Source organism: Faecalibacterium duncaniae (assembly GCF_010509575.1).
In the GTDB taxonomy this organism is placed as follows: Bacteria; Bacillota; Clostridia; order Oscillospirales; family Ruminococcaceae; genus Faecalibacterium; species Faecalibacterium duncaniae.
In genome coordinates this window covers 2474454-2499230 of the sequence record NZ_CP048437.1, presented here as the reverse complement: position 1 = coordinate 2499230, position 24777 = coordinate 2474454, and the positions used below count along the sequence as shown (strand labels likewise).

Annotated in this window: 26 protein-coding genes; 14 read left to right on the top strand and 12 right to left on the bottom strand. The window is 59.6% G+C overall.

The genetic code is table 11. The features are described 5' to 3' along the window. Nucleotides 1–4: 4 nt before the first annotated feature. Nucleotides 5–967: a biotin--[acetyl-CoA-carboxylase] ligase gene (locus tag GXM22_RS12010; protein ID WP_005934953.1), complete on the bottom strand. Its 963-nt coding sequence runs from the start codon at nucleotides 965–967 to the stop codon at nucleotides 5–7. Nucleotides 968–1194: 227 nt separating this feature from the next. Between GXM22_RS12010 and GXM22_RS12005 the strand changes: the two genes are divergently transcribed. The 4 genes from GXM22_RS12005 to GXM22_RS11990 are packed head-to-tail and all read left to right on the top strand — an operon-like array spanning nucleotide 1195 to nucleotide 3450. Next, on the top strand, nucleotides 1195–1725 hold the full coding sequence (locus tag GXM22_RS12005; RefSeq protein WP_005934952.1) for an RNA polymerase sigma factor: 531 nt from the start codon (nucleotides 1195–1197) through the stop codon (nucleotides 1723–1725). Next, the gene (locus GXM22_RS12000; protein ID WP_005934950.1) at nucleotides 1709–2287 is read left to right on the top strand and encodes a hypothetical protein; all 579 of its coding nucleotides are present in this window, start codon (nucleotides 1709–1711) and stop codon (nucleotides 2285–2287) included. The genes GXM22_RS12005 and GXM22_RS12000 overlap by 17 nt, the downstream gene beginning before the upstream one ends. A gap of 10 nt (nucleotides 2288–2297) precedes the next feature. Then, nucleotides 2298–2975, top strand: coding sequence for a hypothetical protein (locus tag GXM22_RS11995; RefSeq protein ID WP_005934949.1), 678 nt, complete (start codon nucleotides 2298–2300; stop codon nucleotides 2973–2975). Beyond that, entirely contained in the window at nucleotides 2959–3450 is a 492-nt protein-coding gene (locus GXM22_RS11990) for a hypothetical protein (RefSeq protein WP_005934948.1), read from the top strand. Before GXM22_RS11995 ends, GXM22_RS11990 begins: the two co-directional genes overlap by 17 nt. 170 nt (nucleotides 3451–3620) lie before the next feature. Here GXM22_RS11990 and GXM22_RS11985 read toward each other — a convergent pair whose 3' ends face one another. Together GXM22_RS11985 and GXM22_RS11980 are read right to left on the bottom strand one after the other, a co-directional pair. Beyond that, complete coding sequence (locus GXM22_RS11985; RefSeq protein ID WP_005934947.1) at nucleotides 3621–4766, bottom strand: glycoside hydrolase family 88/105 protein; 1146 nt, start codon at nucleotides 4764–4766, stop codon at nucleotides 3621–3623. Nucleotides 4767–4769: 3 nt separating this feature from the next. After that, complete coding sequence (locus GXM22_RS11980) at nucleotides 4770–6326, bottom strand: glycoside hydrolase family 28 protein (RefSeq protein WP_005934946.1); 1557 nt, start codon at nucleotides 6324–6326, stop codon at nucleotides 4770–4772. A gap of 160 nt (nucleotides 6327–6486) precedes the next feature. Between GXM22_RS11980 and GXM22_RS11975 the strand changes: the two genes are divergently transcribed. Continuing rightward, on the top strand, nucleotides 6487–7302 hold the full coding sequence (locus tag GXM22_RS11975) for an AraC family transcriptional regulator (protein ID WP_005934945.1): 816 nt from the start codon (nucleotides 6487–6489) through the stop codon (nucleotides 7300–7302). A 79-nt stretch (nucleotides 7303–7381) separates the two neighbouring features. Here the strand turns inward: GXM22_RS11975 and GXM22_RS11970 are convergent, their stop codons facing one another. From GXM22_RS11970 to GXM22_RS11950, 5 genes are all read right to left on the bottom strand, one after another. After that, nucleotides 7382–8239, bottom strand: a complete 858-nt coding sequence (locus GXM22_RS11970) for a carbohydrate ABC transporter permease (RefSeq protein ID WP_005934944.1) — start codon at nucleotides 8237–8239, stop codon at nucleotides 7382–7384. An 11-nt stretch (nucleotides 8240–8250) separates the two neighbouring features. Next, nucleotides 8251–9177, bottom strand: coding sequence for a carbohydrate ABC transporter permease (locus GXM22_RS11965; protein WP_005934943.1), 927 nt, complete (start codon nucleotides 9175–9177; stop codon nucleotides 8251–8253). 164 nt (nucleotides 9178–9341) lie between these two features. Beyond that, nucleotides 9342–10712, bottom strand: a complete 1371-nt coding sequence (locus GXM22_RS11960; RefSeq protein ID WP_005934941.1) for an ABC transporter substrate-binding protein — start codon at nucleotides 10710–10712, stop codon at nucleotides 9342–9344. Nucleotides 10713–11254: 542 nt separating this feature from the next. After that, nucleotides 11255–11863 (bottom strand): thymidine kinase, encoded by a 609-nt coding sequence (locus GXM22_RS11955; protein WP_005934938.1) that lies wholly within the window; start codon nucleotides 11861–11863, stop codon nucleotides 11255–11257. Between the two features lie 92 nt (nucleotides 11864–11955). Then, complete coding sequence (locus GXM22_RS11950) at nucleotides 11956–12597, bottom strand: redox-sensing transcriptional repressor Rex (RefSeq protein ID WP_005934937.1); 642 nt, start codon at nucleotides 12595–12597, stop codon at nucleotides 11956–11958. 253 nt (nucleotides 12598–12850) lie between these two features. Between GXM22_RS11950 and GXM22_RS11945 the strand changes: the two genes are divergently transcribed. Beyond that, a complete protein-coding gene (locus GXM22_RS11945) occupies nucleotides 12851–13537 on the top strand; it encodes a ClpP family protease (RefSeq protein WP_005934935.1) in 687 nt (228 codons plus the stop codon). Nucleotides 13538–13568: 31 nt separating this feature from the next. Here GXM22_RS11945 and GXM22_RS11940 read toward each other — a convergent pair whose 3' ends face one another. Both GXM22_RS11940 and GXM22_RS11935 read right to left on the bottom strand, forming a co-directional pair. Continuing rightward, on the bottom strand, nucleotides 13569–14897 hold the full coding sequence (locus tag GXM22_RS11940) for an MATE family efflux transporter (RefSeq protein WP_005934934.1): 1329 nt from the start codon (nucleotides 14895–14897) through the stop codon (nucleotides 13569–13571). Between the two features lie 17 nt (nucleotides 14898–14914). Beyond that, on the bottom strand, nucleotides 14915–15826 hold the full coding sequence (locus tag GXM22_RS11935; RefSeq protein ID WP_005934933.1) for a pyridoxal-phosphate dependent enzyme: 912 nt from the start codon (nucleotides 15824–15826) through the stop codon (nucleotides 14915–14917). Between the two features lie 296 nt (nucleotides 15827–16122). Here GXM22_RS11935 and GXM22_RS11930 point away from each other — a divergent pair, with 296 nt between their 5' ends. The 8 genes from GXM22_RS11930 (at nucleotide 16123) to uvrC (ending at nucleotide 22895) form a co-directional block, all read left to right on the top strand. After that, complete coding sequence (locus GXM22_RS11930) at nucleotides 16123–16506, top strand: sigma factor-like helix-turn-helix DNA-binding protein (protein WP_035394754.1); 384 nt, start codon at nucleotides 16123–16125, stop codon at nucleotides 16504–16506. Between the two features lie 31 nt (nucleotides 16507–16537). Beyond that, nucleotides 16538–17893: a signal recognition particle protein gene (ffh, locus tag GXM22_RS11925; protein ID WP_005934930.1), complete on the top strand. Its 1356-nt coding sequence runs from the start codon at nucleotides 16538–16540 to the stop codon at nucleotides 17891–17893. Between the two features lie 85 nt (nucleotides 17894–17978). Beyond that, the gene (rpsP, locus tag GXM22_RS11920; RefSeq protein WP_035394752.1) at nucleotides 17979–18221 is read left to right on the top strand and encodes a 30S ribosomal protein S16; all 243 of its coding nucleotides are present in this window, start codon (nucleotides 17979–17981) and stop codon (nucleotides 18219–18221) included. A gap of 16 nt (nucleotides 18222–18237) precedes the next feature. Next, on the top strand, nucleotides 18238–18471 hold the full coding sequence (locus tag GXM22_RS11915) for a KH domain-containing protein (protein ID WP_005934928.1): 234 nt from the start codon (nucleotides 18238–18240) through the stop codon (nucleotides 18469–18471). A gap of 212 nt (nucleotides 18472–18683) precedes the next feature. Further along, a complete protein-coding gene (gene rimM, locus GXM22_RS11910; protein WP_035393747.1) occupies nucleotides 18684–19220 on the top strand; it encodes a ribosome maturation factor RimM in 537 nt (178 codons plus the stop codon). 3 nt (nucleotides 19221–19223) lie between these two features. Continuing rightward, nucleotides 19224–20456: a tRNA (guanosine(37)-N1)-methyltransferase TrmD gene (gene trmD / locus GXM22_RS11905; protein WP_005931800.1), complete on the top strand. Its 1233-nt coding sequence runs from the start codon at nucleotides 19224–19226 to the stop codon at nucleotides 20454–20456. 260 nt (nucleotides 20457–20716) lie between these two features. Then, nucleotides 20717–20980 (top strand): HPr family phosphocarrier protein, encoded by a 264-nt coding sequence (locus GXM22_RS11900; RefSeq protein ID WP_005920365.1) that lies wholly within the window; start codon nucleotides 20717–20719, stop codon nucleotides 20978–20980. A 67-nt stretch (nucleotides 20981–21047) separates the two neighbouring features. Next, a complete protein-coding gene (uvrC, locus tag GXM22_RS11895; RefSeq protein WP_005931797.1) occupies nucleotides 21048–22895 on the top strand; it encodes an excinuclease ABC subunit UvrC in 1848 nt (615 codons plus the stop codon). A gap of 54 nt (nucleotides 22896–22949) precedes the next feature. Here the strand turns inward: uvrC and GXM22_RS11890 are convergent, their stop codons facing one another. Beyond that, complete coding sequence (locus GXM22_RS11890) at nucleotides 22950–23798, bottom strand: transporter substrate-binding domain-containing protein (RefSeq protein ID WP_005931794.1); 849 nt, start codon at nucleotides 23796–23798, stop codon at nucleotides 22950–22952. Between the two features lie 157 nt (nucleotides 23799–23955). After that, nucleotides 23956–24771: an amino acid ABC transporter ATP-binding protein gene (locus GXM22_RS11885; RefSeq protein ID WP_005931791.1), complete on the bottom strand. Its 816-nt coding sequence runs from the start codon at nucleotides 24769–24771 to the stop codon at nucleotides 23956–23958. Nucleotides 24772–24777: the final 6 nt, after the last annotated feature.

Sequence of the window (24777 nt, the reverse complement as noted above, 5' to 3'; positions counted from 1 at the left end):
TTTTTCATGTTGTGGAGGTGGGCCGGATGCTGACCTCGCCGTGCTGCAGGGCAATCTGCCTGCCGCCCTCGCGCTCCACCACCAGACGGCCCGCATCGTCAATGGAAAGGGCCTTTGCGGCATAGGTCTCGGCCCCGGTGCAGACGGTGACCCAGTGGCCCGGCACAAAACAGCGGGCCCGGTACTCGTCCAGACAGTCGAAGGCCGGGCAGAGGGAGAGCAGCTCCCGGGCAATGGCCCCGGCCAGCACCGTCCGGCTCACGGGTGCGGGGCCGCCGGGGTAAAGGCTGCCTGCCGTGCGGGCCAGCTCCTCGGGCCAGTCGGCAGGGGAGGTGGTCAGGTTGAGACCGATGCCCACCACCAGCCATTCCAGCTGGCCGCTCTCCATGTCGGTCCCGGCTTCGGTCAGGATGCCGCAGACCTTGCGGCCCTGATAGTAAAGGTCGTTCACCCATTTGATGCCCAGTTCCAGCCCGCACAGGGCCTTGACAGCCCGGGCCACGGCCACCGCCGCACTGATGGTCGCGCTCTGGGCATCGGCAGCAGAAAGTGTGGGCCGCAGGATGAGGGAGAGGTAGACCCCCTTCCCGGCGGGGCTTTCAAACCGCCGCCCCAGCCGCCCGCGCCCCGCCTTCTGGTGGGCCGTGAGCACCAGCGTGCCGTGGGGCGCACCGCCCAGCGCCAGCTGCTTGGCCGTCAGGTTGGAGCTTTGCAGTGTGTCGTAGATGTGAATGGGGGCGGGGTAGGGGCCCACCGCCTCGGCGCAGAAGGGGTCACCGCCTGCCAGCCGGTAGCCCCGGCGCGGGGCGGAATCCAGCGCGTATCCCTGGGCCGAAAGCGCCTGTGCTGCCTTGTGGACAGCCGCGCGGCTCACGCCCAGCGCTTCGGCCAGCTGCTGGCCTGAGATATAGGCTCCCTTTGCCGCCGAAAGCGCCTGCAGCAGGGCTTGTTTGGTGCTTCTCCCCATGGAAACCGCCTCCTTCTTGTGCTATAGTAGTAATAGTATAGCATAACTTGAGGCATTGCAAAAGAGACTTGCCCATTATGCCAAGGGCTCCCCCTTCGGGGGAGCTGGCAAAGCCGAAAGGCTTTGACTGAGAGGGTTGGCCTCAAAAGTTTTGCTTTTCATGCAGGAAAACCGCGCTCTGTTTCGTATTCAATTACAGAGCGGCAGGAAAGGAGGGATGCGGACCGTTGACAACACTGGAATTCAATGCGCTGGTGCGGCAGTATCAGGGGCTGGTCTACACGGTCTGCCACCAGCTGGTGCCGGACGAGGGCGATGCCCAGGATCTGGCACAGGAGACTTTTCTGGCCGCATGGCGGGCCATTGACCGCTGCCCGCCCGGGTACGAAAAGCAGTGGCTGGCGCGTATCGCTTCCAACAAAGCCAAGGACTACCTGCGCAGTGCGTGGGTGCGCCGGGTGAACACCCCGGGAGATGATATCCTTGCACTGGAAGGCGCGCCGCCCGGCTCCGACCCGGAGCAGCAGGTGCTGGATGCCATGAGCGAGGAGACCCTGACCGGGAAGATCCTGGGAATGCGGGAGCCGTACCGCACCCCCTGCCGCCTGATGCTGCTGGAGGGCCGCACCGCCGCCGAGGCGGCAGCCCTCTGCGGCAGGCCCCAAAAGACGGTGGAGGCGCAGATCTACCGGGCAAAGAAAATGCTGGCGGAGCAGATCCGTCAGGAAAGGAGGAGCGAAGATGGAATTGTTTCGTGAAGATGGCTGCATGACCGACGCGGGCTTCCGGGCCATGATGAACGGCCAGCTGGATGAGCTGGGCAGGCTGGAAGCCGCCGAACACCTCTCCTATTGTGACCAGTGCATGGACCGCTACACGGCCCTTTTGACCGCCGATGCACTGGAAACACCGCCAAAGAGTGTGCAGGGCGCGGTGATGGGCACGATCTGGGCCCGCCTGATGCAGAATACCTATGGCAGGGCTGCCGTGGCCGGTGTGGCCGCTGTGCTGGCCCTGACCCTGTGGCGGAGCGGGGCGCTGCAGCAGATCATCCAGTATGGTGCCGGGCGGGAGACCGTGCTGGAAACCGACCAGAGCCAGCTCTGGGAACCCGGCCAGAACGACCCGGCTCCGGAGAACACCCTGCAATACCGCCCCATTGAGGACGACCGACCGCAGGCCGCGCCGGAACAGCTGGGGAGACCCGTGGAGACAAAACAGGACCGCCGCTATGCCGGCGAAAGCTCCTCTTTGCTCCACAAGCTGCTCACGGATGTGACCGATAAGATCGCGGGCAACACCCCGAATACAGAGAAATGAGGGAACGATTATGAAGAAAAATGGCATCCTGACCCTGCTGTTCGCCTTTATCCCGGGCGCGGGCCAGATGTATCAGGGATATATGAAGCGCGGCCTTTCGCTGGTGCTGATGGCGGCTGCCATCAGCATGGCAGCCATGCTGATCCCGCCCATCGCGTTTGCGCTGCTGGTGGTGTTCATGTACAGCTTTTTCGACACCTTCAACCTGCGTGCCCAGATCAGCATGGGCACCGCCCCGGAGGACGATTATCTGGTCCACTTCGATCCGCAGGACAAGCGCCTTGCACGGATGATGATGGACAGCCACAAGCTGGTGGGCTGGTGCCTGATCGCCATCGGTGCGCTGATCGCCTACGAGCAGATCATTATGAACACGCTGGGCGATATCCTGTGGCGCTGGGGTCAGAAGGCTCCGGTGTGGCGGGCCATCTATCTGGTGATGGATCAACTGCCCGAGGTGGTGCTCTGCGTGGCGCTGATCCTGTGCGGTATCTGGCTGGTGCGGGGCCCCAGAGCAAAGAAAGCTGCCCCGGAAGCCGCCGCCCCGGAGGAGACCGATTTTCAGGAGTATCAGCCCGAAAAGAAGATGCCCAGCCTGCTGGACCGCTTTGCCCGCAAGGCAGAGCCGGATACGACCGGTGAGGTGACCCTTGACCCGGAGGATGAGGACGATGGACGAGAAGAATAACACAACAGAGCGCCCGGCCCCCAAAGCCCCGGAGAGTGCCCCGGTGCGCCGGGTGGGCACCCTGACACTGGGAGTCTGCCTGATCGCCTGCGGCGTGCTGTTCCTCTGCTATTTCTTTGTGCCGCATTTCAACTGGGAGCTTGCGCTGAAGATCGCCCCGGCGGCAGGGCTGATCCTGCTGGGGTGCGAGGTGCTGTATTTTGCCGCAAGGCCTCAGCGCTGGAAGTACGATTTCCTCTCGGTGCTCCTCTGCATCGTGCTGATGGTCAGCGCCTTTGGCGGGGCCTGCCTGATGGCAGCCTTTGATTTTGCCCTGCACCGGGAGGAGTTCTGGATCGAATACGATGCCCGGCAGGAACGGGACTTGGATGATGCGGAAAGCGACCGCCTGCGCCTTGATCTGGACGAGGGCACCGGCCCTGACCTCGATGAGGAAAATGAAGACAGCAGCGCGGCCTCCCACACGGAAGTGTGAGCCATACAAAAAACATATCACAGCAATACAAAAGATACCTTTTACAGGGGGCACCTGTCCGGGTATACTGAATGTGCACCCGGACGATGGGTGCTCGAAGAAAAAAGTGTAAAAGCGAACCGCCATGGCATCTGTCACCATGGCGGTTCGCTTTTTTGCTGTGTCGTGTATTACTTGCGGGCGATCATCTCGGTGTAGGCCAGCACCAGGGGGCCTACGCCCTTGGCATCGTTGCAGACCACAGGCTCACTGAAGTAGTAGGCCAGGGAGCCGTCGCGGTGGTCCTTGCCGCCCAGACCTGCCACCAGGCAGATGCCATCCAGCTGCAGGCTGCCGTCCGGGTTCTTGGAGAGGTACCTGTCACAGGTGCCGTAGAAGGCTTTCTCAGCCCAGGCAGCCATCCGCTTGGGCAGGTAGCCCAGGCGCACGCCCTTGAGCACCGCATAGGCGAACAGGGCAGTGCCGCTGGTCTCAAGGTAGTTGCCCTCCACGCCGGGGTGATCCATCACCTGCCAGAACATGCCGGTCTCCTCGTCCTGGAACTTGTGCACATCCTCAATGGTCTGGCGGAGCTGTGCCATGATGCCGCGGTACTCGTTGTACAGCTGCTCGTCCATCCGCTCCAGCACATCCACCATGGCCACCATGAACCAGCCCATGGCCCGCAGCCAGAAGTTGGGGCTGCAGCCGGTCACGGGGTCAGCCCAGTACATCTGGCGGCTCTCGTCGTAGCCGTGGTAGTACAGGCCGGTCTTTTCGTCCCGCATGTGTTTTTTGATGTTCATAAACTGCTTGTAGCTGTCAATACAGCCCTGCATCTTGTTGTAGCGGGTCTCGTACTCCATGTAGAAGGGCTGGGCCATGTAGGTGCCGTCCAGCCAGACCTGCCAGGGGTAGATATCCTTGTGCCAGAAGTTGCCCTCCTTGGTGCGGGGCTGGGTGAGCAGCTGGCTGCGGATGGTGTCAATGGCCCGGCGGTACTTCTCATCTCCGAAGATGTCGTACAGGGTGAACAGGTTCTTGCCCTGGTTCACGTTGTCCAGGTTATACTCCTTGGGGTCATAGGTCTTGATGGAGCCATCCTCCTGCACAAAGAAGTCGATGAAGTCCTTGGAGAAGCTCAGGTACTTCTCGTCCCCGGTGGTTTTGTAAAGGCTCAGGCAGGCCGTGATCATGCAGCCGTCGATGTAGTTCCACTTGTTGGGCTTGCCGCTGCGCACCTTTTCAATGTTCCACATGGGGGCTTCGGCGCTGGAATTGGCGATCAGGTAGTCCACATAGTCGCCCAGCAGGGTGAGAATTTCTTCATGGGTCATGGGTCAGTCCTCCTCGAAATGGCCGACATTGGCAAAGCGCAGGCGCTCGCCCTCGTAGCCGGTGATCTTGACGTTGTGCAGGTCAATCTCCTTGACGTTCTCCGCGTAGATGGCCAGCTTTTTCACGTTGGGGCGGTTGTCCGCCATGGCGGCCTGACCGGCTTCGGCGTTGGGGTCAAAGGTGATGGTGACATTCTTCATGGAGATGCGCTCGATGGGCTGCTCCGGCAGGCCGTCGAAGTAGCAGCCCGCGAACTGTGCGTCGGTAGCCACGATATCCTCCATGGTCAGGCTGCCCAGCTTGGGGGTGTACTCATCCACCGGCATAGCATCGCGGCACTGGACATAGGGGCTGTGGCCGTCCGGGTCACAGAAATAGAACATATTGATGACAAAGGGAGTCTTGACGCCCCGCATCTCCACATTGCGGAACACCAGCCCGTCGATGACGGCGGTGTTGCCGCGGCCGCGCCGGGTCTTGACCCGCAGGCCGCGGTCGGTGTGGTCCATCAGGCACTGGGTCACCACCATATCCTTCACGCCGCCGCTCATCTCGCTGCCGATGACGATGCCGCCATGGCCCTTGTCCAGCAGGCAGTTCCGGATCACAGTGTGCTCACAGCTCTTTTTCAGCTTCATGCCCAGGAACACCTTGCTGGCTTTCATGGCAATGCAGTCGTCACCCACATGGATGTTCGCACCGATGATGCGGATGTACTCGCAGCTCTCGGGGTCGATGCCGTCGGTGTTGGGGGCGTTGTAGGGGTTGTTGATGTTGAAGTTCAGCAGATCCAGATGCTTGACAAAGATGGGGTGGATGGTCCAGGAGTAGCTGTTCTGCACCGTGATGCCGTGCAGGCAGACATTCTCACTGTCCACCGCGGCCACCGCGCGGGGCCGCCATGCGATCCGCTTGACCTTCTGGTTGATCCACCAGTCGCCGTTCTGGGCATCGCAGTCCAGCGTGCCCTCGCCGGTCACCACCACGTCGTGCACCTGAGTGATGTTCAGCAGACCGGCAAAGCTGTCCAGCGGGTTGCCCTCCCAGCCGGTCAGGTAGTATTCATCCACCTCGTTCTCACTGGGGATGACACCGGGCAGGATGGGGTAGTGGGTGCGGTCATTGTCGCCCAGCAGCACAGCACCCTTTTCCAGGTAGAGGGTGGTGCAGCTCTTCATAAACAGGCTGGAGGTGCGGTAGCGCCCGGCGGGCACATACACCGTGCCGCCTTTGGGGCAGGTGGAAAGGGCAGCCTGCAGCTTGCCGGTGTTGTCGGTGGTGCCGTCGGCCACCAGGCCGTAGCGGGATGCGTCCACAAAGAAGGTCTCAGCCTCAGTGGTGAAATCGAGGGTCAGGGTCTCGCCCTCAGCCTGCACGGCAACCGTGTAGGGGGTGCCGGGCAGCAGGCTGAACAGGGAGAACACGTTGGTCTCGCAGGCAGTGTAAACGGTCTCGCCGTTCAGCTGAATGGTGAAGGGATGCGCCGGACGATAGCACAGGCCGTTTTCCAGCTCGAACACGGCACTGCGGGTCATGGAACGGATCAGGGAAAGCTTCATAAACAGGATGCCTCCTTGGATGTTGAAAGATTTATGGGTTGCCCACAGGTGACGGGCATGTTTTACACTTGACCATGTAAAGTGTGTTTGAGTAGGGGGTTGCCCACAGGTGGCAGGCATGGTACACTGAGAAAAAGAAACTGTTGAATGGGGTGTGCGGATGAAAGCGGAACGGGAAAAATGGAGCGGCCGGGTAACGGCAAAGGCGCTGCGGTTCCAGACCGGCCAGTATGAGCTGGCCGAGGAGGAGGAGATCTGCCGGATCATTCTGGTGTCCGGCGGCAGCTTTACGCTGGTGCGGGGCGGCGAGAGCCTGCTGGTGAACCCGGGCTGTGTGCTGCTGCTGGGCCCCGGCGGAGGCCTGCTGCAGCAGGCGGGCCACATTGCCCCCGAGCTCCTCGGCTGCCGGTTCCCGGCGGGCGTTCTCCCGGTGCTCAAAAACCTGATGCAGCGGGATTTCATGCCGCTGTTCGAGCCGGGAGCACAAACGGCCCTGTACGGCCCGGTGCAGTGGTCAGGCCGCCTGCGCACCCTGTTGGGCATGATGCAGAGCGCCGAGAGCGAGCCGGAAAGCCCCGGCATGATCTATCTTACCCTCATCCTGCACTATGTGGAGCAGGAGTGCCGCAGTGAAAAACAGGATATCCGCCCCCGCAACGAGACGGTGGAACAGATCTGCGCTTACCTTGCAGCCAACTACCAGCAGAAATTTTCCCTGACAGATGTGGCTGCGCGGTTCTACCTGTCACCCTATTACCTGAGCCGACTGTTCCGGCGGGTCACGGGCCAGTCCATTGTGGATTACATCAATGGCCGCCGCATCGAGGCTGCCCAGCGTCTGCTGGAGAGCACCGACCTGAACATCAGCGCGGTGGCCGAGCAGACCGGCTTTGCCTCCGCCGCCCATTTCCGCCGCGTGTTCCGCGAGACGATGGGAACGGGGCCGCTGCAATACCGCAAGAGCCACCGCGGATAAGAACAACGCCCCCTGTGCTGTGCACAGGGGGCGTTGCTTATTCATCGAAAGTCAATGGTTCTGTCCGCAGAGGGGGTGCTTAGCCCTTGACAGCACCGGCGGAGATACCTTCGACGAACTGATCCTGTGCACAGAAGAAAACGATCAGCTGCGGCAGGATGGAGATCAGGGACAGGGCCAGGATACGGTTCCAGGCAAAGCCGGTATCACCGTCCATGGACAGCTTGACGAACAGGGACATGGGGTACTTTGCAGGGGTCTGCACGTAAAGCAGGGGGCCCATGAAGTCGTTGCAGCTCCACATGAACTGGAACAGTGCGCAGGACACCAGAGCGGGCATCAGCATGGGGACAATGACCTTGTACAGGGTCTGGAAGGAGTTGCAGCCATCAATGGCGGCAGCCTCGTCCAGATCGCGCGGGACATTGCGCATGAACTGCACCAGCTGGTAAACAAAGTAGGTCTCAGTTGCAAATGCAGTGTGGACCCAGATGGCCAGATAGAACGGGCTGTTGACCCAGCCGAACTTGGTGTATAGCAGGAACTGAGGAACGTTCAGAACGACCTGAGGCAGGAACAGGGTGGCCAGCATGATGCTGAACAGGATCTTCCGGCCCGGGAAGTCGAAACGGCCAAAGCCGTAGGCTGCAATGCAGGAGGAGACCACCGTGCAGATGACCTTGGGCAGAACATAAGAATAAGTGTTCAGCATGGCCTGCAGGATGTTGATGGAACCGCCGAAGTTGTTCAGCGCGTTCTTGTAGCCCTCCAGGGTGGGGTTCTTGATCCACAGGCCGATGCCTGCAAAGATCTCGCTGTTGTCCTTAAAGGTAGCGCTGACCATCCACAGCAGGGGATAGATCATGATCAGGCCCACCAGGATCAGGACAAGATACTTAAAAAACGTCGCAATGGCGTTGGATGCTTTCATTCCCATACTGTCACACCTTACCTTTCATCCGAGTAGTAGACCCACTTCTTCTGGCTGGTGAAGGCGATGATCGTGAGGATGCAGACGATCACGAACATGATCCAGGCCAGAGCGGAAGCCATGCCCATCTGGTTGGACTTGAAGGCGTAGTTGTAAACCAGAATGGAGATCAGGGTGGTGGAGTTGCGCGGGCCGCCGTTGGTGATGATGAAGGGGCCGTTGAACTCCTGGAAAGCCTGGCAGATCTGAGTGACCAGGTTGTAGAAGATGATGGGGGTGATCATGGGAACAGTGATGGAGAAGAACTGCTTCCACTTACCGGCACCATCGATGGTGGCAGCCTCGTACAGGTCTGCAGGCACGCCCTTCAGGGCGGCCAGGAACAGCACCATGGCGGAGCCGAACTGCCAGATGCGCAGGAAGCAGATGATCCACAGCGCATAGTTGGGGTCGCTCAGCCAGGAGGGGCCCTGTGCGTGGCCGAAGGTGATGGCGCGGATGATGGTGTTGACCAGACCATCATCACGGAAAACAGCCTTCCACAGCACGGCGATGGCAACGGAGCCACCCAGAATGGACGGGATGTAGTAAACGGTACGGAACAGGTTCACGCAGGCGATCTTGAAGTTCAGGATGTATGCGATGAACAGAGCAAAGATCAGCTTCAGGGGCACGGTGATGAAGGCGTACTTGAAGGTGGTGACCAGAGCCTTGGTGACCTTGGCATCAGAGAAGGCGGTGACGTAGTTCATCACGCCGTACTGGTGGATGCCATTGAAGAAGTTCATGTCGGTGAAACTGTAATACAGCGACTGACCGAAGGGGATGGCCTTGAACACGATAAAGCCGATGATCCAGGGGATCAGGTAGATCAGACCCTGCCACTTATCCAGGAACTTCTGTGCGGGGGTACGCCCGAGAGAGGGCGCTTTGCTTTCTTTCATCCGGGGATCCTCCTTTGGTGAAAATCAGTGCAACAAACCTTATGTCACACTTTGGCAACAGATTTGTCAGAAAATTGTAACCTGTGCCTGAGAAAAAAGGGGCATCGGGCCTACGGGTGGACGATGCCCCTGATATGTAATTTGACTCAGGTCAGCAAAGAAGATCAGACAGTGTAGCCAACAGCAGACATGCCGTCCAGCAGAACGTCAACAACATCTGCGCCGCTCTTGTTGTCGTAGTCAACGGTATCGAACACTTCCTGATAGGTGCCGGTGCCGGTAGCCTTCAAATCGGAAGACTCGAACAGGGGATCCAGCTGGCAGGAAACAAAGCTCATGACCTTGCCGTTTGCCTCAGCGACCAGCTCGTTGATCTTACCGGCAGCCTGAGCGGTAGCCAGACCAGCCTTGGAAGCGGGGATGCCGCACTCGGAACCCATGATGGCAGCGCCGTCGCCGTTCCACAGGTACTCGATCAGGGTAGCAGCCTCAGCGGGGTTCTTGCAGGTCTTGGTGATGGCCATGCCCATGGAGACCTTGGAGAAGCCGCCGTTGTAATCGCCGAACTTGATCTCCTCACCAACGGTGAAGCCGGGCTTGTTCTCCTCGTCCAGAGCGTCCTGGTACTTGGAAGCAGCGGAATCCCACTCGAAGATGCCGGCGATCTTGCCGGTGATCCACTCGTTGGACTGGTGGGTAGCACCGTCGCCGTTTGCACCGTAGTAGGTGGGCAGCGGCATGATGACGTGGCCGTCGACCAGGCTCTTGATGAAGTCGATGCCCTCGGCGATCTCGTCAGCGGTGTAGTTCAGGGTAGAGGTGGTGGGATCTGCCCAGTCCTTGCCGTACTTGGACTCGAGGTAGAACACCATCAGGATCATACGGTCGTATGCGCCCAGGTGCAGGGGATAGTAATCATCGCCCAACTTCTCCTGGAAAGCCTTGCCTGCTGCAAACAGGTCATCCTCAGTGGCGGGAACCTCGGTGATGCCAGCCTTGTTAAAGGTGGTCATGTTCCAGTAGAAGATACGGCCGGTCATGGAGATGGGCACGCACTGCTGTGCATTTGCAACGTTGCAGGCACCCAGCTTTGCGTCGTCCCACTGGGACATATCCAGGTAATCGGTGACGCTGTTCAGATCCAGGAAGGTCTGGCCGTTGCCGGAGTAGTTGTACAGCCAGTTCCAGTTGATCTGGCAGACATCCTCAGCCACGCCGCCTGCAAACTTGGTGGACATGGTGTCCTCCCAGCCGGACCATGCAGCGAAGGTGGGGTTGACGGTGATGGTGGTGTGCTCAGCAGAGAAAGCCTTCAGGGCCTCCTGATAAGCGTTGTGGCGGGACTCGCCGCCCCACCAGCTCATGGTCAGGGTAACGGGATCGCTGCTCAGGCCAGCCACAGAAGCAGCCTCGGCTGCGGAAGAAGCGGTGCTGGAAGCAGCGCCGCCATTGCCGCCGCAGGCAGCCAGCAGACCAGCTGCACCAACAGCACCGGTGACCTTCAGGAAATCACGACGGGAAATTGCCTTGCTCATTGTTGTTCTCCTCCTAATAAATCAAAAAACATCGAGCGGGCCTTTCTGCACAAGGCTCGTTGTATACAAATATGATAACAAAAGGGATGGGAAAAAGAAAGATGTAAATTGAAGTGATACGGACAAAAAACGAACAAATATTGCTCTCGTGATTTGCAGCGATTTGACGGCATTGCCGAAATGAATAAACTTGGAGCGAAAAAATATGCAATCTGCATAATTGGATAGATTGCATAGAAACGGGCCGAGAGAGTGTAGCAGAACCTCTAAAATTGCAATAGTATTGTAACTTGTTGCGAAATTGACGGTATAATGTTGTATACAACGTGTGAAAAAAGTGACGATATCGCTATTTTATAAACTGATATATCAATTGCGCAAAAAACGTTCGCAGTGGGATACAACTGATATATCACTTCAAAAGAGGACGAGCAAAAAAGAGCGCTGCCCGGCTGGGCAGCGCTCTGAAAACTGTAAAAATCTTTTGGGAGATCTGGGATCTCACGCAGGAGAGGGCTCCTGTGCCTGCCGGAGATCGACACTTACTGTGCGTTCCGTTTGGCGTAAAACGCCCGCCGTGCCTTGAAATAGCACTGGGGGCACATGCTGACGTACTGCACATCGTTTTCCAGATCGATGGCGACCTGCTCGCCCTCAAAGACGAACTCCCCATTGACCCTGCGGCAGTTGCAGGTGGCCTTGCGCCCGCAGGTGCAGATGGTCTTCATCTCCTCAATGGTGTGGGCCAGCTCCAGCAGACGGGTGGAGCCGGGGAAGCCCTTGAGGGAGAAGTCTGACCGCAGGCCGTAGCAGATGACCGGGATGTTCAGGTCTACCGTGACCATGAACAGCTGCTCGGCCTGTGCCGGGGTAAAGAACTGGCTCTCGTCGCAGAGAACACAGGCCAGCGGCTGTTCCCCGGCAGAAGCGGCGCGCACGGCCTCGAACACATCCACCTCGGGCGGGATGAGCAGGTCGGCCCTGCGGCGCACGCCCAGGCGGCTGACCAGCTCGCCGCCGCCCTTGGTGTCCACCTGGGGCTTCAGGATCAGCACCCGCATCCCCTGCTCTTCGTAGTTGTGGGCCACCTGCATCAGCGCGGTGCTTTTGCCGCTGTTCATGGCACCGTATCGGAAGTATAGCTTCGCCATAGTTGCTCTCCTCATAAAAAGGCAACCCTCTCTGCTCGTTCGGGGGGAGAGGGCTGCCTGTTTTCTGTGATATGTTATGAATAGATGTTAGATCAGTCCTGATTGCGCAGGCGGTAACCCAGGCTCATCAGGCTGTCGCCCAGGTGGACGTTCTCCACCACCACTTCGGGGTAGGGCACCGACAGGTCATAGTGGGAGAAGTTCCAGAAGCCTTTGATGCCCAGCTCGACCAGCCGGCCGCTGAGCTCCTCCGCACCGCTGCGGGGCACACAGAACACAGCCACCTCAGGCTTATGCTCTGCGCAGAAGGCCTCCAGCTCGTCAACGTGTAAGATCTGGATGCCGTTGATCTCTTTGCCCACCTCGCTGGGGGAATTGTCAAAGGCGGCGATCAGCTTGTAGCCGTTGGTGTCGGTGGTGATGAAGCGGCTGACTGCCTTGCCCAACCGGCCGCAGCCGATGAGGATGGTGGGCAGCAGGTCACCGTTGCCGAACAGCAGATGCTCCAGGATGGAAAGCAGGTTCTCCACCGAGTAGCCGATGCCCTGGCGGCCGTTCACGTCGCCGATGCAGTTGAAATCCTGCCGCACCTGAGAGGCCGTGGTGCCCATCTGGGCGGCCAGCTCGCGGGAGGAGATGCTGGTGATGCCGTCGTTCTTCAGCGTCCGCAGGTAGCGGTAGTACTTGGGCAGGCGCTTGATCACCGGAAGGGAAGCTTTGCCGGGATTGTTCATGGAAATGGTTCTCCTTTCATCCAAAGGGAATGCCGGTCTCTTTGCACCCTGCAAGGTGCACCGGCGATTAAGACAGTTTCTGAACAATAATGATATATACTTGTCAATCTTATTCTTAGTATAAAGTATACTGCAATGAGACAGAATGTCAAATCCTCTGGGCCAATTTTTTTCAAAGTAAAGAAATCTTAGCCGCCGCATATTGCTTCGATCCCCGGGAACACTGAAAAAAACACCCTGAGGAGGAGCCAACATGCCGGAATATGAAAAGGAAACCACCGAACAGCAGCGGCTGGAGAAAGAGCAGCTGGAAGATCTGGGCACGGTGTGGCGCACCCGCGGCCCCCATGCCATCCACTGCCTGACCGTGATCGGCCAGATCGAGGGCCATGTGGAGGCCCCGCAGGGCCAGAAGACCACCAAGTATGAGCATGTGATCCCGCAGCTGGTGGCAGTGCAGGAGGACCCCGCTGTGGAGGGCCTGCTGGTGCTCATCAATACCGTGGGCGGGGACGTGGAGGCCGGGCTGGCGCTGGCAGAACTCATTGCCAGCATCTCGAAGCCCAGTGCCACGGTCGTGCTGGGCGGGGGCCACTCCATCGGCATCCCGCTGGCAGTCAGCGCCCGGCGCAGCTTTATCGTGCCCACGGCGACCATGACGGTGCACCCGGTCCGCCACTCCGGCATGATTTTGGGCGTGCCCCAGACCATGCGATGGTTCGAGCAGATGCAGGAGCGCATCACCGGCTTTGTGGCGGGCCACAGCGGCATTACGGCAGCGCGCTACTCGGAGCTGATGCTCCGCACCGGTGAGCTGGTGATGGACGTGGGCACCATGCTGGACGGCAAAAAGGCCGTAAAGGAGAAGCTCATCGATCAGCTGGGCGGCATCTCTGATGCACTGGAATGGCTGTACCGGGAGATCGAGCGGGCAGAGTGAGAGCACGGGTCTGCCCGGGGCGGTGTCAGGCTTACAGCTCGCCCTTCCGCAGATACTTCACCATCATGGGGGCTTCATAGACCAGCATGAGGATCCAGCCCACAACATAGCTGTACGGCAGGGCCTCGATATCCATCTTCATCAGCAGCACAAAGACGGCAGCGGCCGCCACACGGCCTGCCATGTTGAGCGTGCTGCTGTTCAGGGTGATCTTAAGGTCGCCCAGGCCGCGGAAGCCGCCCTGGATGCCATTGGTCAGCGAGGGCATCAGATAGAACAGGGAGACCAGCTTCAAAAAGCGCACTCCCAGATGCACCACGGCGGCATCGGTGACGAAGAGCCGGATGATGGGCTCGGCAAAGAAGAAGCAGACAGCGGTGATAAAAATGGCGTAGAGGAACTCCAACTTCAGGCCGCAGAAGAAGCTGGCGCGGACACGCTCTTTTTTACTTGCACCGCGGTTCTGGGCCATCAGGGTGGTGGTGGCATGGCCGATGTTCTGCTGGGGCACATAGGCAAAGTCATCGATGCGGCCTGCGGCGGCAAAGGCTGCCATGGCGCTGACACCCATGGTGTTCACGATGGCCTGAATGGCGATCTTGCCCAGCTGAACGGTGGCCTGCTGCATGGCGCTGGTCCAGCCGTAGCTGATGGTCTTTTTCAGCAGCGAGGAGTCAAAAATGAACCAGCGCCTGCCCAGCTGCAACACAGGGACCTTCCAGCGGATATAGATCAGGCAGAACACGCAGCAGAGCGCTTCGCTCAGCACGGTGGAAAGGGCACAGCCCTCGGAGCCCCAGTCCAGCACCTCAACAAAGAACAGGTCACCGCCGATGTTCAGCACCGAACTGATCATCAGAAAGTACAGCGCGCTTTTGCTGTCGCCCAGCGCGCGCATGGTGGCGGCGAGGAAATTATAGAAGAAGGTGAACAGCAGCCCGCCGAACACGATACGCAGGTAGTTCACAGCGATGGGAAGGATCTCTTCCGGTACCTGCAGCAGACGGAGCAGCGGGTTTGCCAAAATCACACAGGTCAGCGAGAACACCAGGGAAAAGACGGAGCCTGCAATGGCGGTGGTGGAGACCTGACGCTCCACCAGCTCGGTGTTGCCTGCGCCGAACGCCAGGCTGACAAGGATGCCTGCACCCAGGCAGACACCGTTGATGAACAGGATCGCCAGCGTCATCAGCGGGTTGGAGGTGCCCACGGCGGCAAGGGCATCCTCGCCCACGAATTTGCCGACAATGATGCTGTCCACGGCGTTATAGGTCAGCTGGAACAGGTTGCCCAGCACAAGGGGAATGGTGAAATTGACCAGCAGCGGTGTGATCGGGCCGGTCGTCATATCCTTGGTCATTTGGAACTCTCTTTTCTTTATAGATTAAATGCCTGCCGTCCGCTGAAGATGGCCAGCGCCGAGCGGCTGGTGCCGGTGGCAATCAGCTGTGCAGCGGCGTGGAGGGCTGCACCGGCGGCAGGGGAGGCGGGAATGGCATCGGTGGCAAGGACCCGCTGTGCAGCGCGGTTGGCATCGGTGCTGGTAACGGCGGCTACATTATCCACAACATAGGCGTTGTAATTGCCCGGCACGATGCCGTAGCCGATATCCGGGATGCCGTGCCCGCCGGTGAAGCCGCCGCCCAGAGCCTGATTCTCAAAGGGTTCCACGGCCACGATGCGGACATCGTTGGTCCAGGCCTTGATGGTCTCGCCTACGCCGGTGATGGTGCCCGCACTGCCCACGCCGACGGTGATGGTGTCCACGAGACTGCGGCCCTCCCGGGAGATGGCCTGCACGATGGCGGGGCCGGTCACCCGGCGATGGTATTCGGGGTTATCGTCGTTGGCAAGCCAGTTCATATAGTACCAGCCCTTTTCGGCGGCGGTGGTCTCTGCCAGCGCCCGGGCCCCCGCAAGGCCCCGCTGGGCGGGGGAATGCAGGATCTGTGCCCCCAGCCGGAGCAGGTATTCCTGCCGCAGGGCCGGGGCATCCTCCGGCATGGTCAGCACCACGGGGTGGCCCGCCGTCCGCCCGGCAAGGGCCAGCGCCATGGCAAAGGAGCCGGAGGCCGCTTCAATGATGGGCTGGCCAGGGAGCAGCTTGTGCTTTTCCGCCGCAAGGGCCAGCATCCCCTCGGCCACCGAATCGCGGGACGTGCCGGTGGGCCCATTATAATCAAGGTAAGCATACAGCCGCCCTTTGAGCCCGCAGGCGGCAAGATAGCCCCGCAGCTCCACGATCGGACAGGGGACCAGGGTCTGGTAGATGTTTGGATAGATTGCCACGAAATTCCTCCCTTACGCAAACCTGAGCAGTCAGCACAGAACTGTCTGCCATGCCAAGGGCTCCCCTGTTAGGGGAGCTGGCAAAGCCATCAGGCCTAGACTGAGAGGTTTAATACCTATAAGGTAGCGCATCCTGTGCCCAGCGTCAAGCCGCAATTGGACAAAATGGAGAAAAATCTGCTGAAAAATCAGCAGAGTGATGGAAAAAAGCCTTGACAAGGAAAAGAATGTCTGCTATACTCCGTATGTAAAGCAAATAAACTTTACAACAAATGGAGGTCAGGGCAGAACGCATCATGGCAAAAGACTTTGAAATGGGCTATCTGCTCGATTTTTATGGCGAGGTGCTCACGCCCAAGCAGCGCGAGATGCTGAACCAGTATTACAACGACGACCTCTCCCTCAGTGAGATCGGGGAAAACTTCGGGATCACCCGTCAGGGCGCACGGGATGCCATCAAGCATGGCGAGACCACCCTGAAAGAGCTGGAAGCCAAGGTTGGCTTTGCAGGCCGCTACCGCCGGGTGCAGGAAAAGCTGGAGGAGCTGGAACAGCTGGTCATTGACGCGCGGTTCGAGTGCACCGGCCCCTATGCCAGGCTCACCACCACTGAGTATGCAGCAACGCTGAACAAGATGCTGGGGCTGATCCGCTCCATCGACGAAGTCAACGAGAGCTGACACCATTACTATTTTGAGAGGAGCACCGAACATGGCATTTGAATCTTTGACCGACCGCCTTGCCGGTGTGTTCAAAAAGCTGCGCGGCCACGGCAAGCTGACCGAGGCCGATATCAAAGCCGCCATGCGCGAGGTGCGGATGGCTCTGCTGGAAGCCGATGTCAACTACAAGGTTGCCAAGGATTTCTGTGCCAAGGTCTCCGAGCGTGCCATGGGTCAGGAGGTCATGGAGAGCCTGACCCCCGCCCAGCAGGTGGTCAAGATCGTCAACGAGGAGCTCGTTGCCCTGATGGGCGGCGAGGAAGCCCCCCGCCTGATCGTCAAGAACAAGGGTCAGACCATCATCATGCTCTGCGGCCTGCAGGGCAACGGTAAAACGACCCACGCAGCCAAGCTTGCCAAATACTTCATCAAGCAGGGCCGCCGCCCCATGCTGGTGGCCTGCGATATCTACCGCCCCGCCGCCATCGACCAGCTGCAGGTGGTGGGCGGGCAGGCAGGTGCACCCGTGTTCACGCTGCCGGGTGCCAAGCCCCCGGAGATCGCCCGCAAGGCGTTGGCCCACGCCAGGGATTACGGCAACGACATCGTGATCCTGGATACCGCCGGCCGTCTGCAGATCGACGAGGTCCTGATGCAGGAGCTCGTGCAGATCAAGGAAGCTGTCCCCGTGGACGAGACGCTGCTGGTGGTGGATGCCATGGCAGGCCAGGACGCTGTGAACGTTGCCAAGACCTTCAACGAGACGGTGGGCATCGACGGCATCATCCTGACCAAGACCGATGGTGATACCCGCGGTGGCGCGGCACTTTCGGTGCTGAGCGTCACCGGCAAGCCCATCAAGTTCCAGGGCACCGGCGAAAAGCTGGACGATCTGGAAGTGTTCCATCCCTCCCGCATGGCCAGCCGCATCCTGGGCATGGGCGATGTGCTGAGCCTCATTGAGAAGGCGCAGGATGCCGCCGATGAAAAGGCCGCAGAAGAGACCGCCCGGCGGATGATGGAAAACAAGTTCGATATGAACGACATGCTGGCCCAGTTTGCGCAGATCCGCAAGATGGGCGGTGCAGGTGCCATGCTGAGCATGATGCCCGGCATGTCCGGCATTGATGCCAGCCAGATCGACGAGAAAGCCTTTGACCGCATCGAGGCCATGATCTATTCCATGACCAAGGAAGAGCGTGAAAAGCCCTCCATCATCAACCCCAAGCGCAAGCGCCGCATTGCAGCGGGCAGCGGCACCCGGGTGGAGGATGTCAACAAGCTGCTCAAGCAGTTTGAGATGATGCAGAAGATGATGAAGCAGTTCAAGAAGAGCCCCAAGGGCTTTGCCCGCCGACTGGGCGGCATGATGGGCAACCCCAATGCCTTCCGCGGCTTCAAATAACAATGGTATACACCCCGCAGGGGTTGTACAGATAGATTTAATCAAACCCCAAACGGGGCACAAACATTTTTGGAGGATATTTACCATGGCAGTTAAGATTCGTCTGCGCCGCGTTGGCGCCAAGAAGGCTCCCTTCTATCGTGTTGTTGTTGCTGACAGCCGCTTCCCCCGCGACGGCCGTTTCATCGAGGAGATCGGCACCTACGATCCCAACCAGGAGCCCTCTGAGGTGAAGATCGACGCTGAGAAGGCCAAGGCTTGGATCGCCAACGGCGCACAGCCCACCGATACCGTCCGCGTTCTGCTGAAGAAGTCCAACATTCTGTAAGTAGGAGGGCTGACTCATGCAGGAGCTGTTGCTGGCAGTTGCCCGCGGTCTCGTGGAGGACAAGGAAGCCGTCAAGGTCACGGTGGACGAGCCCCGCGAGGACGGCACCATCGTCTACCACCTGAGCGTGGCAGAGGGAGATATGGGCCGTGTCATCGGCAAGCAGGGCCGGATCGCAAAAGCCATTCGTGTGGTGATGCGCGCGGCTGCTGTGCGGGTCGATGAAAAGGTCCTTGTTGAGATCGACTGAGCACCCTACGGGCCCTTTGCCGCAAGGCAAGGGGCCTTTTTGTATTATTAGGCAGCTCGCCCTCTCAGGCCGCTTCGCGTCCAGCTTCCCCAAAGGGGGAGCCCTTGGCAAAACCAGAAACTTTGTGGTGACTGCCAAGGCCTCTCCCCTCGGGAGAGGTGGCATTGCGTAGCAATGACGGAGAGGGTGAGGATGCTAAAGGAGTAAAAGCAATGCAGAAATACTTGGAAGCCGGCAAGGTGGTGACCACCCACGGTGTGCGCGGCGAGATGAAGCTGGAGCTGTGGTGTGACGGCGTGGCCTTTCTGAAAAAGGTGGGCCGCCTGTACACCACCCCCCAGGGCGGCAGGTGCTACAAGATCACCTCCATCCGCCCCCAGGGGCAGATGGCCCTGCTCCAGCTGGAAGGGGTCAGCGATATGGATGCCGCCCGTGCCCTGCGGGGGCAGGTGTTCTACTTTGACCGTGACGATGCCACCCTGCCTGCGGGCAAGTGGTATGTGGCCGACCTCATCGGGTGTGAAGTGCGGGATGCCGATACCGGCAAGGTGTACGGCGTGGTGACCAGCGTGGATCACCCCGGCGCACAGGATATCTACACCGTCAAGGCCCCCAGCGGCAAGGAATATATGTTCCCCGGGGTGGATGCCTTTTTGAAAGAGCGCAACCCGCCGGAGGGCTATCTCCTTGTCACCCCCATCCCGGGCCTGCTGGATGACGATTTTGACAGTGAGCGGGAGGAGGAGTGAGCCATGGGGATGCGTGTGGACATTGTGACCCTTTTCCCGGAGATGTGCCAGCAGGTGCTGGATTCCAGCATCATCGGCCGCGCTGCCAAAAAGGGATATATTGAGACCCACTGCCACCAGATCCGGGACTACACCCTGAATAAACAGAAGCAGACTGACGACTATCCCTATGGCGGCGGCTGCGGCATGGTGCTCTATGCCCAGCCCATTGCCGACTGCCTGCGGGCAGTCCAGAAGGAAGTGCAGGAACAGGGACGGCCTGCGCCGCATATAGTATTCCTGACGGCAGGTGGGCAGCGCTATACCGAGGAGCACGCCCGGCGGCTGGCCCAGTATGACAACCTGACCCTGGTCTGCGGCCACTACGAGGGCATTGATGAGCGCGTGATCGATGCCTTTGCAGACGAGGAGATCTCCATCGGCGATTATATCCTCACCGGCGGCGAGCTGGCCAGCCTGGTGGTGGCAGACAGCGTCCTCCGCCTGAAGCCCGGCGTTCTGGCCGAGCAGAAGGGCTACGAAGAGGAAAGCTACTGGGACGGCCTGCTGGAGTACCCCCAGTACACCCGGCCCGAGGTCTGGGAGGGCCGTGCTGTGCCGCCTGTCCTGCTGGAGGGCAACCACCAAAAGATCGATGCCTGGCGGGGGCAGCAGAGCCGGGAGCGCACCCGTCTGCGCCGCCCGGAGCTCTACGAGCAGTGGTGTGAGACCCATCCCCTGACCGAGATCCCCAAGTGGAAGCGGGGCGAGAATGTCCGGCTGGTCAAGACCGCCGAGCAGATGGAGGCTGCCGCAAAGCTGTTTGCGGAGGGCCGCCGGAGCATTTGTGCCGGGGGCTGGGTGCAGGAAGCCCTGGATGCCCTGACCCCGGAGATGTTCCTGCCGCAGCTGCAGCAGGAAAAGCAGGAAGGCTGGGTCTGCTACCTCCACTATACCAAGGATGTGCCGGATGCCACGGTCAGCGTACACCACAAGACCGGGCAGGTGGAGCATCTTTTTGTGACGGAGAGCGCCCGGGGCAGGGGCATCGGCCAGAAGATGCTGGATTTCGCCCGGAAGAAGCTGCCGGAGCATGAGCACCCGGTGCTTACGGTGCTGAACACCAACACCCGGGCACTGGCTCTTTACCGCCGCATGGGCTGGCAGGTAGTGGGCGCAAAGGAGAAATTCGACCCGGCCAAAGACCCGCTGGTGGTGCGCCCCAGTCAGGTGCTGGAAATGCGCTATCAGGGCTGAAAACAGGGTCGAACGGGCCGGGAAACTGTCGAAGGTCGAAAAAATGTTGAAAACTTTTGTATTACCCGGCCAACACTGGGGGAATAATTTTGTTATCTTTGTATAAAAGGCGAAAAAGACCCCCCTCATCATTGGGAAAACCGCCAAAAATGCGTTCTGGGGCTGTACATTGGTTTCGGCTTGCGCTAAAATAGGTACAACGCAACAGGCAAGAAACAAATCGAATTCCCGAGAACGATAATAGATAGGAGCGTTTTACTATGTACGTCAAAGAAGTTACCGTTGAAAATCAGGTTGGTCTGCACGCTCGTCCGGCTACCTTCTTTATCCAGAAGGCTAACGAGTTCAAGTCTTCCATCTGGGTCGAGAAGGAAGAGCGCCGCGTGAACGCTAAGAGCCTGCTGGGCGTTCTGTCTCTGGGCATCGTGGGCGGCACCACCATCCGCATCATCGCTGACGGCGCAGACGAGCAGGCTGCTGTTGATGGCCTGATCAAGCTGGTCGAGTCTGGCTTTGCAGAGTAATTCGAGCCTTTGATTTTTGAGGCGGCGGGATGTTTCCTGCCGCTTTTTGTTTTACCAAGGAGCTGCCATGACCAAAGCAGAACTGTATCAGAAAGCCTGTATGCTGCCGCTTTTGCCCGGTGTGTATATCATCCGGGACAAAAGCGATACCATCATTTATATCGGCAAAGCCAAGCGTTTGCGCATCCGGGTGAGCCAGTATTTCCGCGAGGGTGTGCCCCACGACAACAAGGTCAGCCAGATGATCGCTCACGCCTATGCGTTTGATGTCATCGTCTGCCAGAGCGAGTTCGAGGCGCTGGTGCTGGAAGCCAGCCAGATCAAGGCGCACACCCCCAAGTACAATATCCTGCTGAAGGATGACAAGGGTTACAGCTATATCAAGGTGACCCGGGAAGCCTGGCCCCGCCTTTCCTTCGTGCTGCAAAAGGAGGAGGACGATGCTGAATACATCGGCCCCTATACCTCGTCCTTTGCGGCCCGGCAGATGGCCGAGACCGCGCTGGATGCCTTTTTGCTGCCCCGGTGCAGCAAGCGGTTCCCCCAGGATATCGGCAAGGGGCGGCCCTGCCTGAATGCCCATATCGGCAAGTGCATGGCCGTGTGCAGCGGCAAGATCAGCTGCGAGAACTACAATCAGGCCGTGAAAAATGCGGTGCATCTGATCCGGTACGGCAAAAAGGACATTCTCAAGATCCTGAACGAGCGGATGCTGGAAGCCTCTGACCGGCTGGAATTTGAGACAGCGGCCCTCCTCCGGGACCAGATCAACGCCATCACCAAGGTGACAGCGGGCCAGAAGGTCGTGGTGGACCCGGAGGTGGAGATGGATGTGGTGGCGTTGGCCGGTACCCCCAGCAGTGTCTGCGCGGCAGTCCTGCGCTTCCGGGAGGGGCGGCTGACCGATAAGCGGGAGTTCCTTTTCCACGATACGGCAGATATTGCCGCCGTGCGGGAGGAGTTTCTGCCCCGGTATTATCTGGACGATGAGCAGATCCCAAAGATCATTGCCGTGGACGAGCTGCCGCCGGACAGCGAGGCGCTGCAGCAGGCCCTGAACGAAAAGCGGGGCAGTGAGGTACAGCTCTATGTGCCCCAGCGGGGCGATAAGGCCCATCTGGTGGAGATGGCCCACACCAATGCGGTGGAACGGCTGGCCCGGGAGAGCGGCCGCTACGCCCGTGAGGAGAAGCTGCTGGATGAGATGGCGCAGGTGCTGGGGCTTTCCAAGCCGCCGCGCACCATTGAGAGCTACGATATCTCCAACTGGGGTGATGGCACCAGCGTCTGCGGCATGGTCACCTTCCGGGATGGCAAGCCCTACAAAGCCGGATATCGGAAGTTCCGGATGAAGACCGTGCTGGGGACGGACGACTATGCTTCGCTGGCCGAGACGGTTTCCCGGCGGGCGGCAGAGTATGAGAAATACGCCGCGCTGGCCGCACAGGGGCAGGGCAGCGACAATTATTTCGGGCAGAAGCCGGACCTGCTGCTGATGGATGGCGGCCGGGGACAGGTCAGCGCGGCCAAGGCGGCACTGGCAGGAACTTCGCTGGCCGATGTGCCCCTTTACGGCATGGTCAAGGATGACCATCACCGTACCCGCGCCATCGTGGACAGTGAGGGCCGGGAGATCGCCATCAATATGAACCGGGGGACTTTCACCTTTATCACGGCCATCCAGGACGAGACCCACCGCTTTGCCAATGCCTACCGCAAGCAGCAGATGCGGAAGAAGAGCTATTCCTCCACCCTGACCGAGGTGCCCGGGGTGGGCCCCAAAACGGCCAAGGCCCTGATGACACAGTTCAAGAGCGTGGGTGCTGTGCGGGAGGCCACCCCCGACCAGCTGGAAAATACCCCCGGCGTTGGCCCCCAGCTGGCACAGACCATCTATGATTATTTTCACGCATAACAAAAGGAGGGCGGCTGCATCAGCAGCCGCCCTCCTGGCGTATTCAGGGAAAAATCAATTCTCGGAGGAGATATCCTGACCGAAGTACTTCTCGCTCAGCTCCTTCAGGGTGCCGTCGGCGCGCAGCTCATCGATGGCGTTGTTGACGGCTTCCAGCAGGGTGGCGCTGTTGTCGCCCTTGCGCAGGGGGATGGCAACGTGGGAGGCATCCTCAGTCTGGGCCACGATCTTGAAGTCGGCATCCGGATGGACGTTCAGGTAATCGTAGAAAGAGACATCCGCATTCAGGGTCGCGTCAATGCGTCCGGCAGCCAGCAGCTGGATGGTTTCCTCCAGGGTGTCGATGCCCTGCACGGTGGCACCGTAGCTCTCAGCCAGCTCCATGTAGGTGGAAGCCAGGCTGTTGGCAGTGGTCTTGCCCTTCAGATCCTCGAAGGTCTTGATCTCGTCGTTGTCCTTGCGGACGGCCAGAGCGGTGTGGATGTAACCGTAGGGGGTGGTGAAATCATAAGTCAGGGCGCGCTCGTCGGTGACCTCCACGCCGTTGCAGACCATGTCAAAGCGTCCAGCGTCCAGACCGGCGAACAGGCTGTCCCAATCGCTCTCCACATACTCCGGCTCCACGCCCAGCTTTTCGGCAATGGCGCGGGAGACCTCGACATCATAGCCCACCAGAGTGTCGCTCTCGTCATGGTAGCTCCAGGGCTGCCATGCGCCCTCCAACGCAACAATCAGCTTGCCACTGGCCTGAATGGCAGCCAACTGGTCAGCAGAGGAACCGGCAGCAGAGGATGCACCGGAGCTTGCGGCGGTGGATGTGCTGCTGTTGGAGCAGCCGGACAGGGTCAGAACGCCGGCAGCGGCCATGACACTCATCATCGAAATAAAAGTTCTGCGCTTCATAGTTAAGTCCTTTCATAGAAAAAGCTGTATCAAGAGGACGGCGGGGAGTTTCCTAAGCAAATGTTCCGCTGGGGTGGGACCCTGTTGCCGCAGGCAATAGGGCGGGCGATGGAATGGCCCGAAGCATTTGCGTGGAAAGCTCCCCGTCGGCCATCCCTTATGCTGTGTGCTCGATCTTCCGCAGGAACTCCCGGGTCCGCTCCTCGCGGGGGTGGGCAAAGAATTCGTGGGAAGGGGCCTGCTCCACCACCACGCCGTTCTCCATGAATACCGTCTTGGAGGAGACGTTGCGGGCAAAGCCCATCTCGTGGGTGACCACCAGCATGGTCATGCCCTCCTCGGCCAGATTTCGCATGACCGAGAGCACCTCACCGGTCAACTCTGGGTCAAGGGCACTGGTGGGTTCGTCAAAGTAAATGATCTCCGGGTCGGTGGCAAGGGCGCGGGCAATGGCAACGCGCTGCTGCTGTCCGCCGGAAAGCTGGCGGGGATAGTAGTCGGCCCGGTCGGCCAGACCGACCTTTTCCAGCATCCGTCTGCCGATCTCATCCGCCTGCTCTTTGGGCATCCTGCGGGCAACGATCAGGCCCTCGGTCACATTCTGCAGGGCGGTCTTGTTCCGGAACAGGTTGTAGTTCTGGAATACAAAGGCCGTTTTTTTGCGCAGGCGGGCAATGTCGGCCCGGGAGATCCTGCCAAGATCGAAGGATTCGCCGTCGAACACCAGAGTGCCGCTGTCAGCGGTCTCCAGAAAGTTCAGGCAGCGCAGCAGGGTGGTCTTGCCGGAGCCGGAAGGGCCCAGAATGGCAACAACATCTCCCTTTTCCACACTCAGGTCCACGCCGTTCAGGACGTGCAGTGCGCTGCGCACCCGGCGGGCATTGCCGCGCGGGAAAGGCCCGATGTGGAAGCGGGGCTTATCATCATAGGTGTAAAATGTTTTGTGGATGTCTTTGATCTCTAACATGGCCATACCGTC

Excerpts from the sequence above, each read along its gene's own strand:
- GXM22_RS11990 (WP_005934948.1), top strand. The coding sequence starts at position 2,959 with ATGGACGAGAAGAATAACACAACAGAGCGCCCGGCCCCCAAAGCCCCG.
- uvrC (WP_005931797.1), top strand. The coding sequence starts at position 21,048 with ATGACCAAAGCAGAACTGTATCAGAAAGCCTGTATGCTGCCGCTTTTG.
- GXM22_RS11960 (WP_005934941.1), bottom strand. The coding sequence starts at position 10,712 with ATGAGCAAGGCAATTTCCCGTCGTGATTTCCTGAAGGTCACCGGTGCT.
- GXM22_RS11945 (WP_005934935.1), top strand. The coding sequence starts at position 12,851 with ATGCCGGAATATGAAAAGGAAACCACCGAACAGCAGCGGCTGGAGAAA.
- GXM22_RS11930 (WP_035394754.1), top strand. The coding sequence starts at position 16,123 with ATGGCAAAAGACTTTGAAATGGGCTATCTGCTCGATTTTTATGGCGAG.
- GXM22_RS11955 (WP_005934938.1), bottom strand. The coding sequence starts at position 11,863 with ATGGCGAAGCTATACTTCCGATACGGTGCCATGAACAGCGGCAAAAGC.
- GXM22_RS11885 (WP_005931791.1), bottom strand. The coding sequence starts at position 24,771 with ATGGCCATGTTAGAGATCAAAGACATCCACAAAACATTTTACACCTAT.
- GXM22_RS11980 (WP_005934946.1), bottom strand. The coding sequence starts at position 6,326 with ATGAAGCTTTCCCTGATCCGTTCCATGACCCGCAGTGCCGTGTTCGAG.
- GXM22_RS11890 (WP_005931794.1), bottom strand. The coding sequence starts at position 23,798 with ATGAAGCGCAGAACTTTTATTTCGATGATGAGTGTCATGGCCGCTGCC.
- GXM22_RS11970 (WP_005934944.1), bottom strand. The coding sequence starts at position 8,239 with ATGGGAATGAAAGCATCCAACGCCATTGCGACGTTTTTTAAGTATCTT.
- trmD (WP_005931800.1), top strand. The coding sequence starts at position 19,224 with ATGGGGATGCGTGTGGACATTGTGACCCTTTTCCCGGAGATGTGCCAG.
- rimM (WP_035393747.1), top strand. The coding sequence starts at position 18,684 with ATGCAGAAATACTTGGAAGCCGGCAAGGTGGTGACCACCCACGGTGTG.
- GXM22_RS11915 (WP_005934928.1), top strand. The coding sequence starts at position 18,238 with ATGCAGGAGCTGTTGCTGGCAGTTGCCCGCGGTCTCGTGGAGGACAAG.
- rpsP (WP_035394752.1), top strand. The coding sequence starts at position 17,979 with ATGGCAGTTAAGATTCGTCTGCGCCGCGTTGGCGCCAAGAAGGCTCCC.
- GXM22_RS11940 (WP_005934934.1), bottom strand. The coding sequence starts at position 14,897 with ATGACCAAGGATATGACGACCGGCCCGATCACACCGCTGCTGGTCAAT.
- GXM22_RS12010 (WP_005934953.1), bottom strand. The coding sequence starts at position 967 with ATGGGGAGAAGCACCAAACAAGCCCTGCTGCAGGCGCTTTCGGCGGCA.
- ffh (WP_005934930.1), top strand. The coding sequence starts at position 16,538 with ATGGCATTTGAATCTTTGACCGACCGCCTTGCCGGTGTGTTCAAAAAG.
- GXM22_RS11975 (WP_005934945.1), top strand. The coding sequence starts at position 6,487 with ATGAAAGCGGAACGGGAAAAATGGAGCGGCCGGGTAACGGCAAAGGCG.
- GXM22_RS12000 (WP_005934950.1), top strand. The coding sequence starts at position 1,709 with ATGGAATTGTTTCGTGAAGATGGCTGCATGACCGACGCGGGCTTCCGG.
- GXM22_RS11985 (WP_005934947.1), bottom strand. The coding sequence starts at position 4,766 with ATGACCCATGAAGAAATTCTCACCCTGCTGGGCGACTATGTGGACTAC.
- GXM22_RS11995 (WP_005934949.1), top strand. The coding sequence starts at position 2,298 with ATGAAGAAAAATGGCATCCTGACCCTGCTGTTCGCCTTTATCCCGGGC.
- GXM22_RS11950 (WP_005934937.1), bottom strand. The coding sequence starts at position 12,597 with ATGAACAATCCCGGCAAAGCTTCCCTTCCGGTGATCAAGCGCCTGCCC.
- GXM22_RS11900 (WP_005920365.1), top strand. The coding sequence starts at position 20,717 with ATGTACGTCAAAGAAGTTACCGTTGAAAATCAGGTTGGTCTGCACGCT.
- GXM22_RS11965 (WP_005934943.1), bottom strand. The coding sequence starts at position 9,177 with ATGAAAGAAAGCAAAGCGCCCTCTCTCGGGCGTACCCCCGCACAGAAG.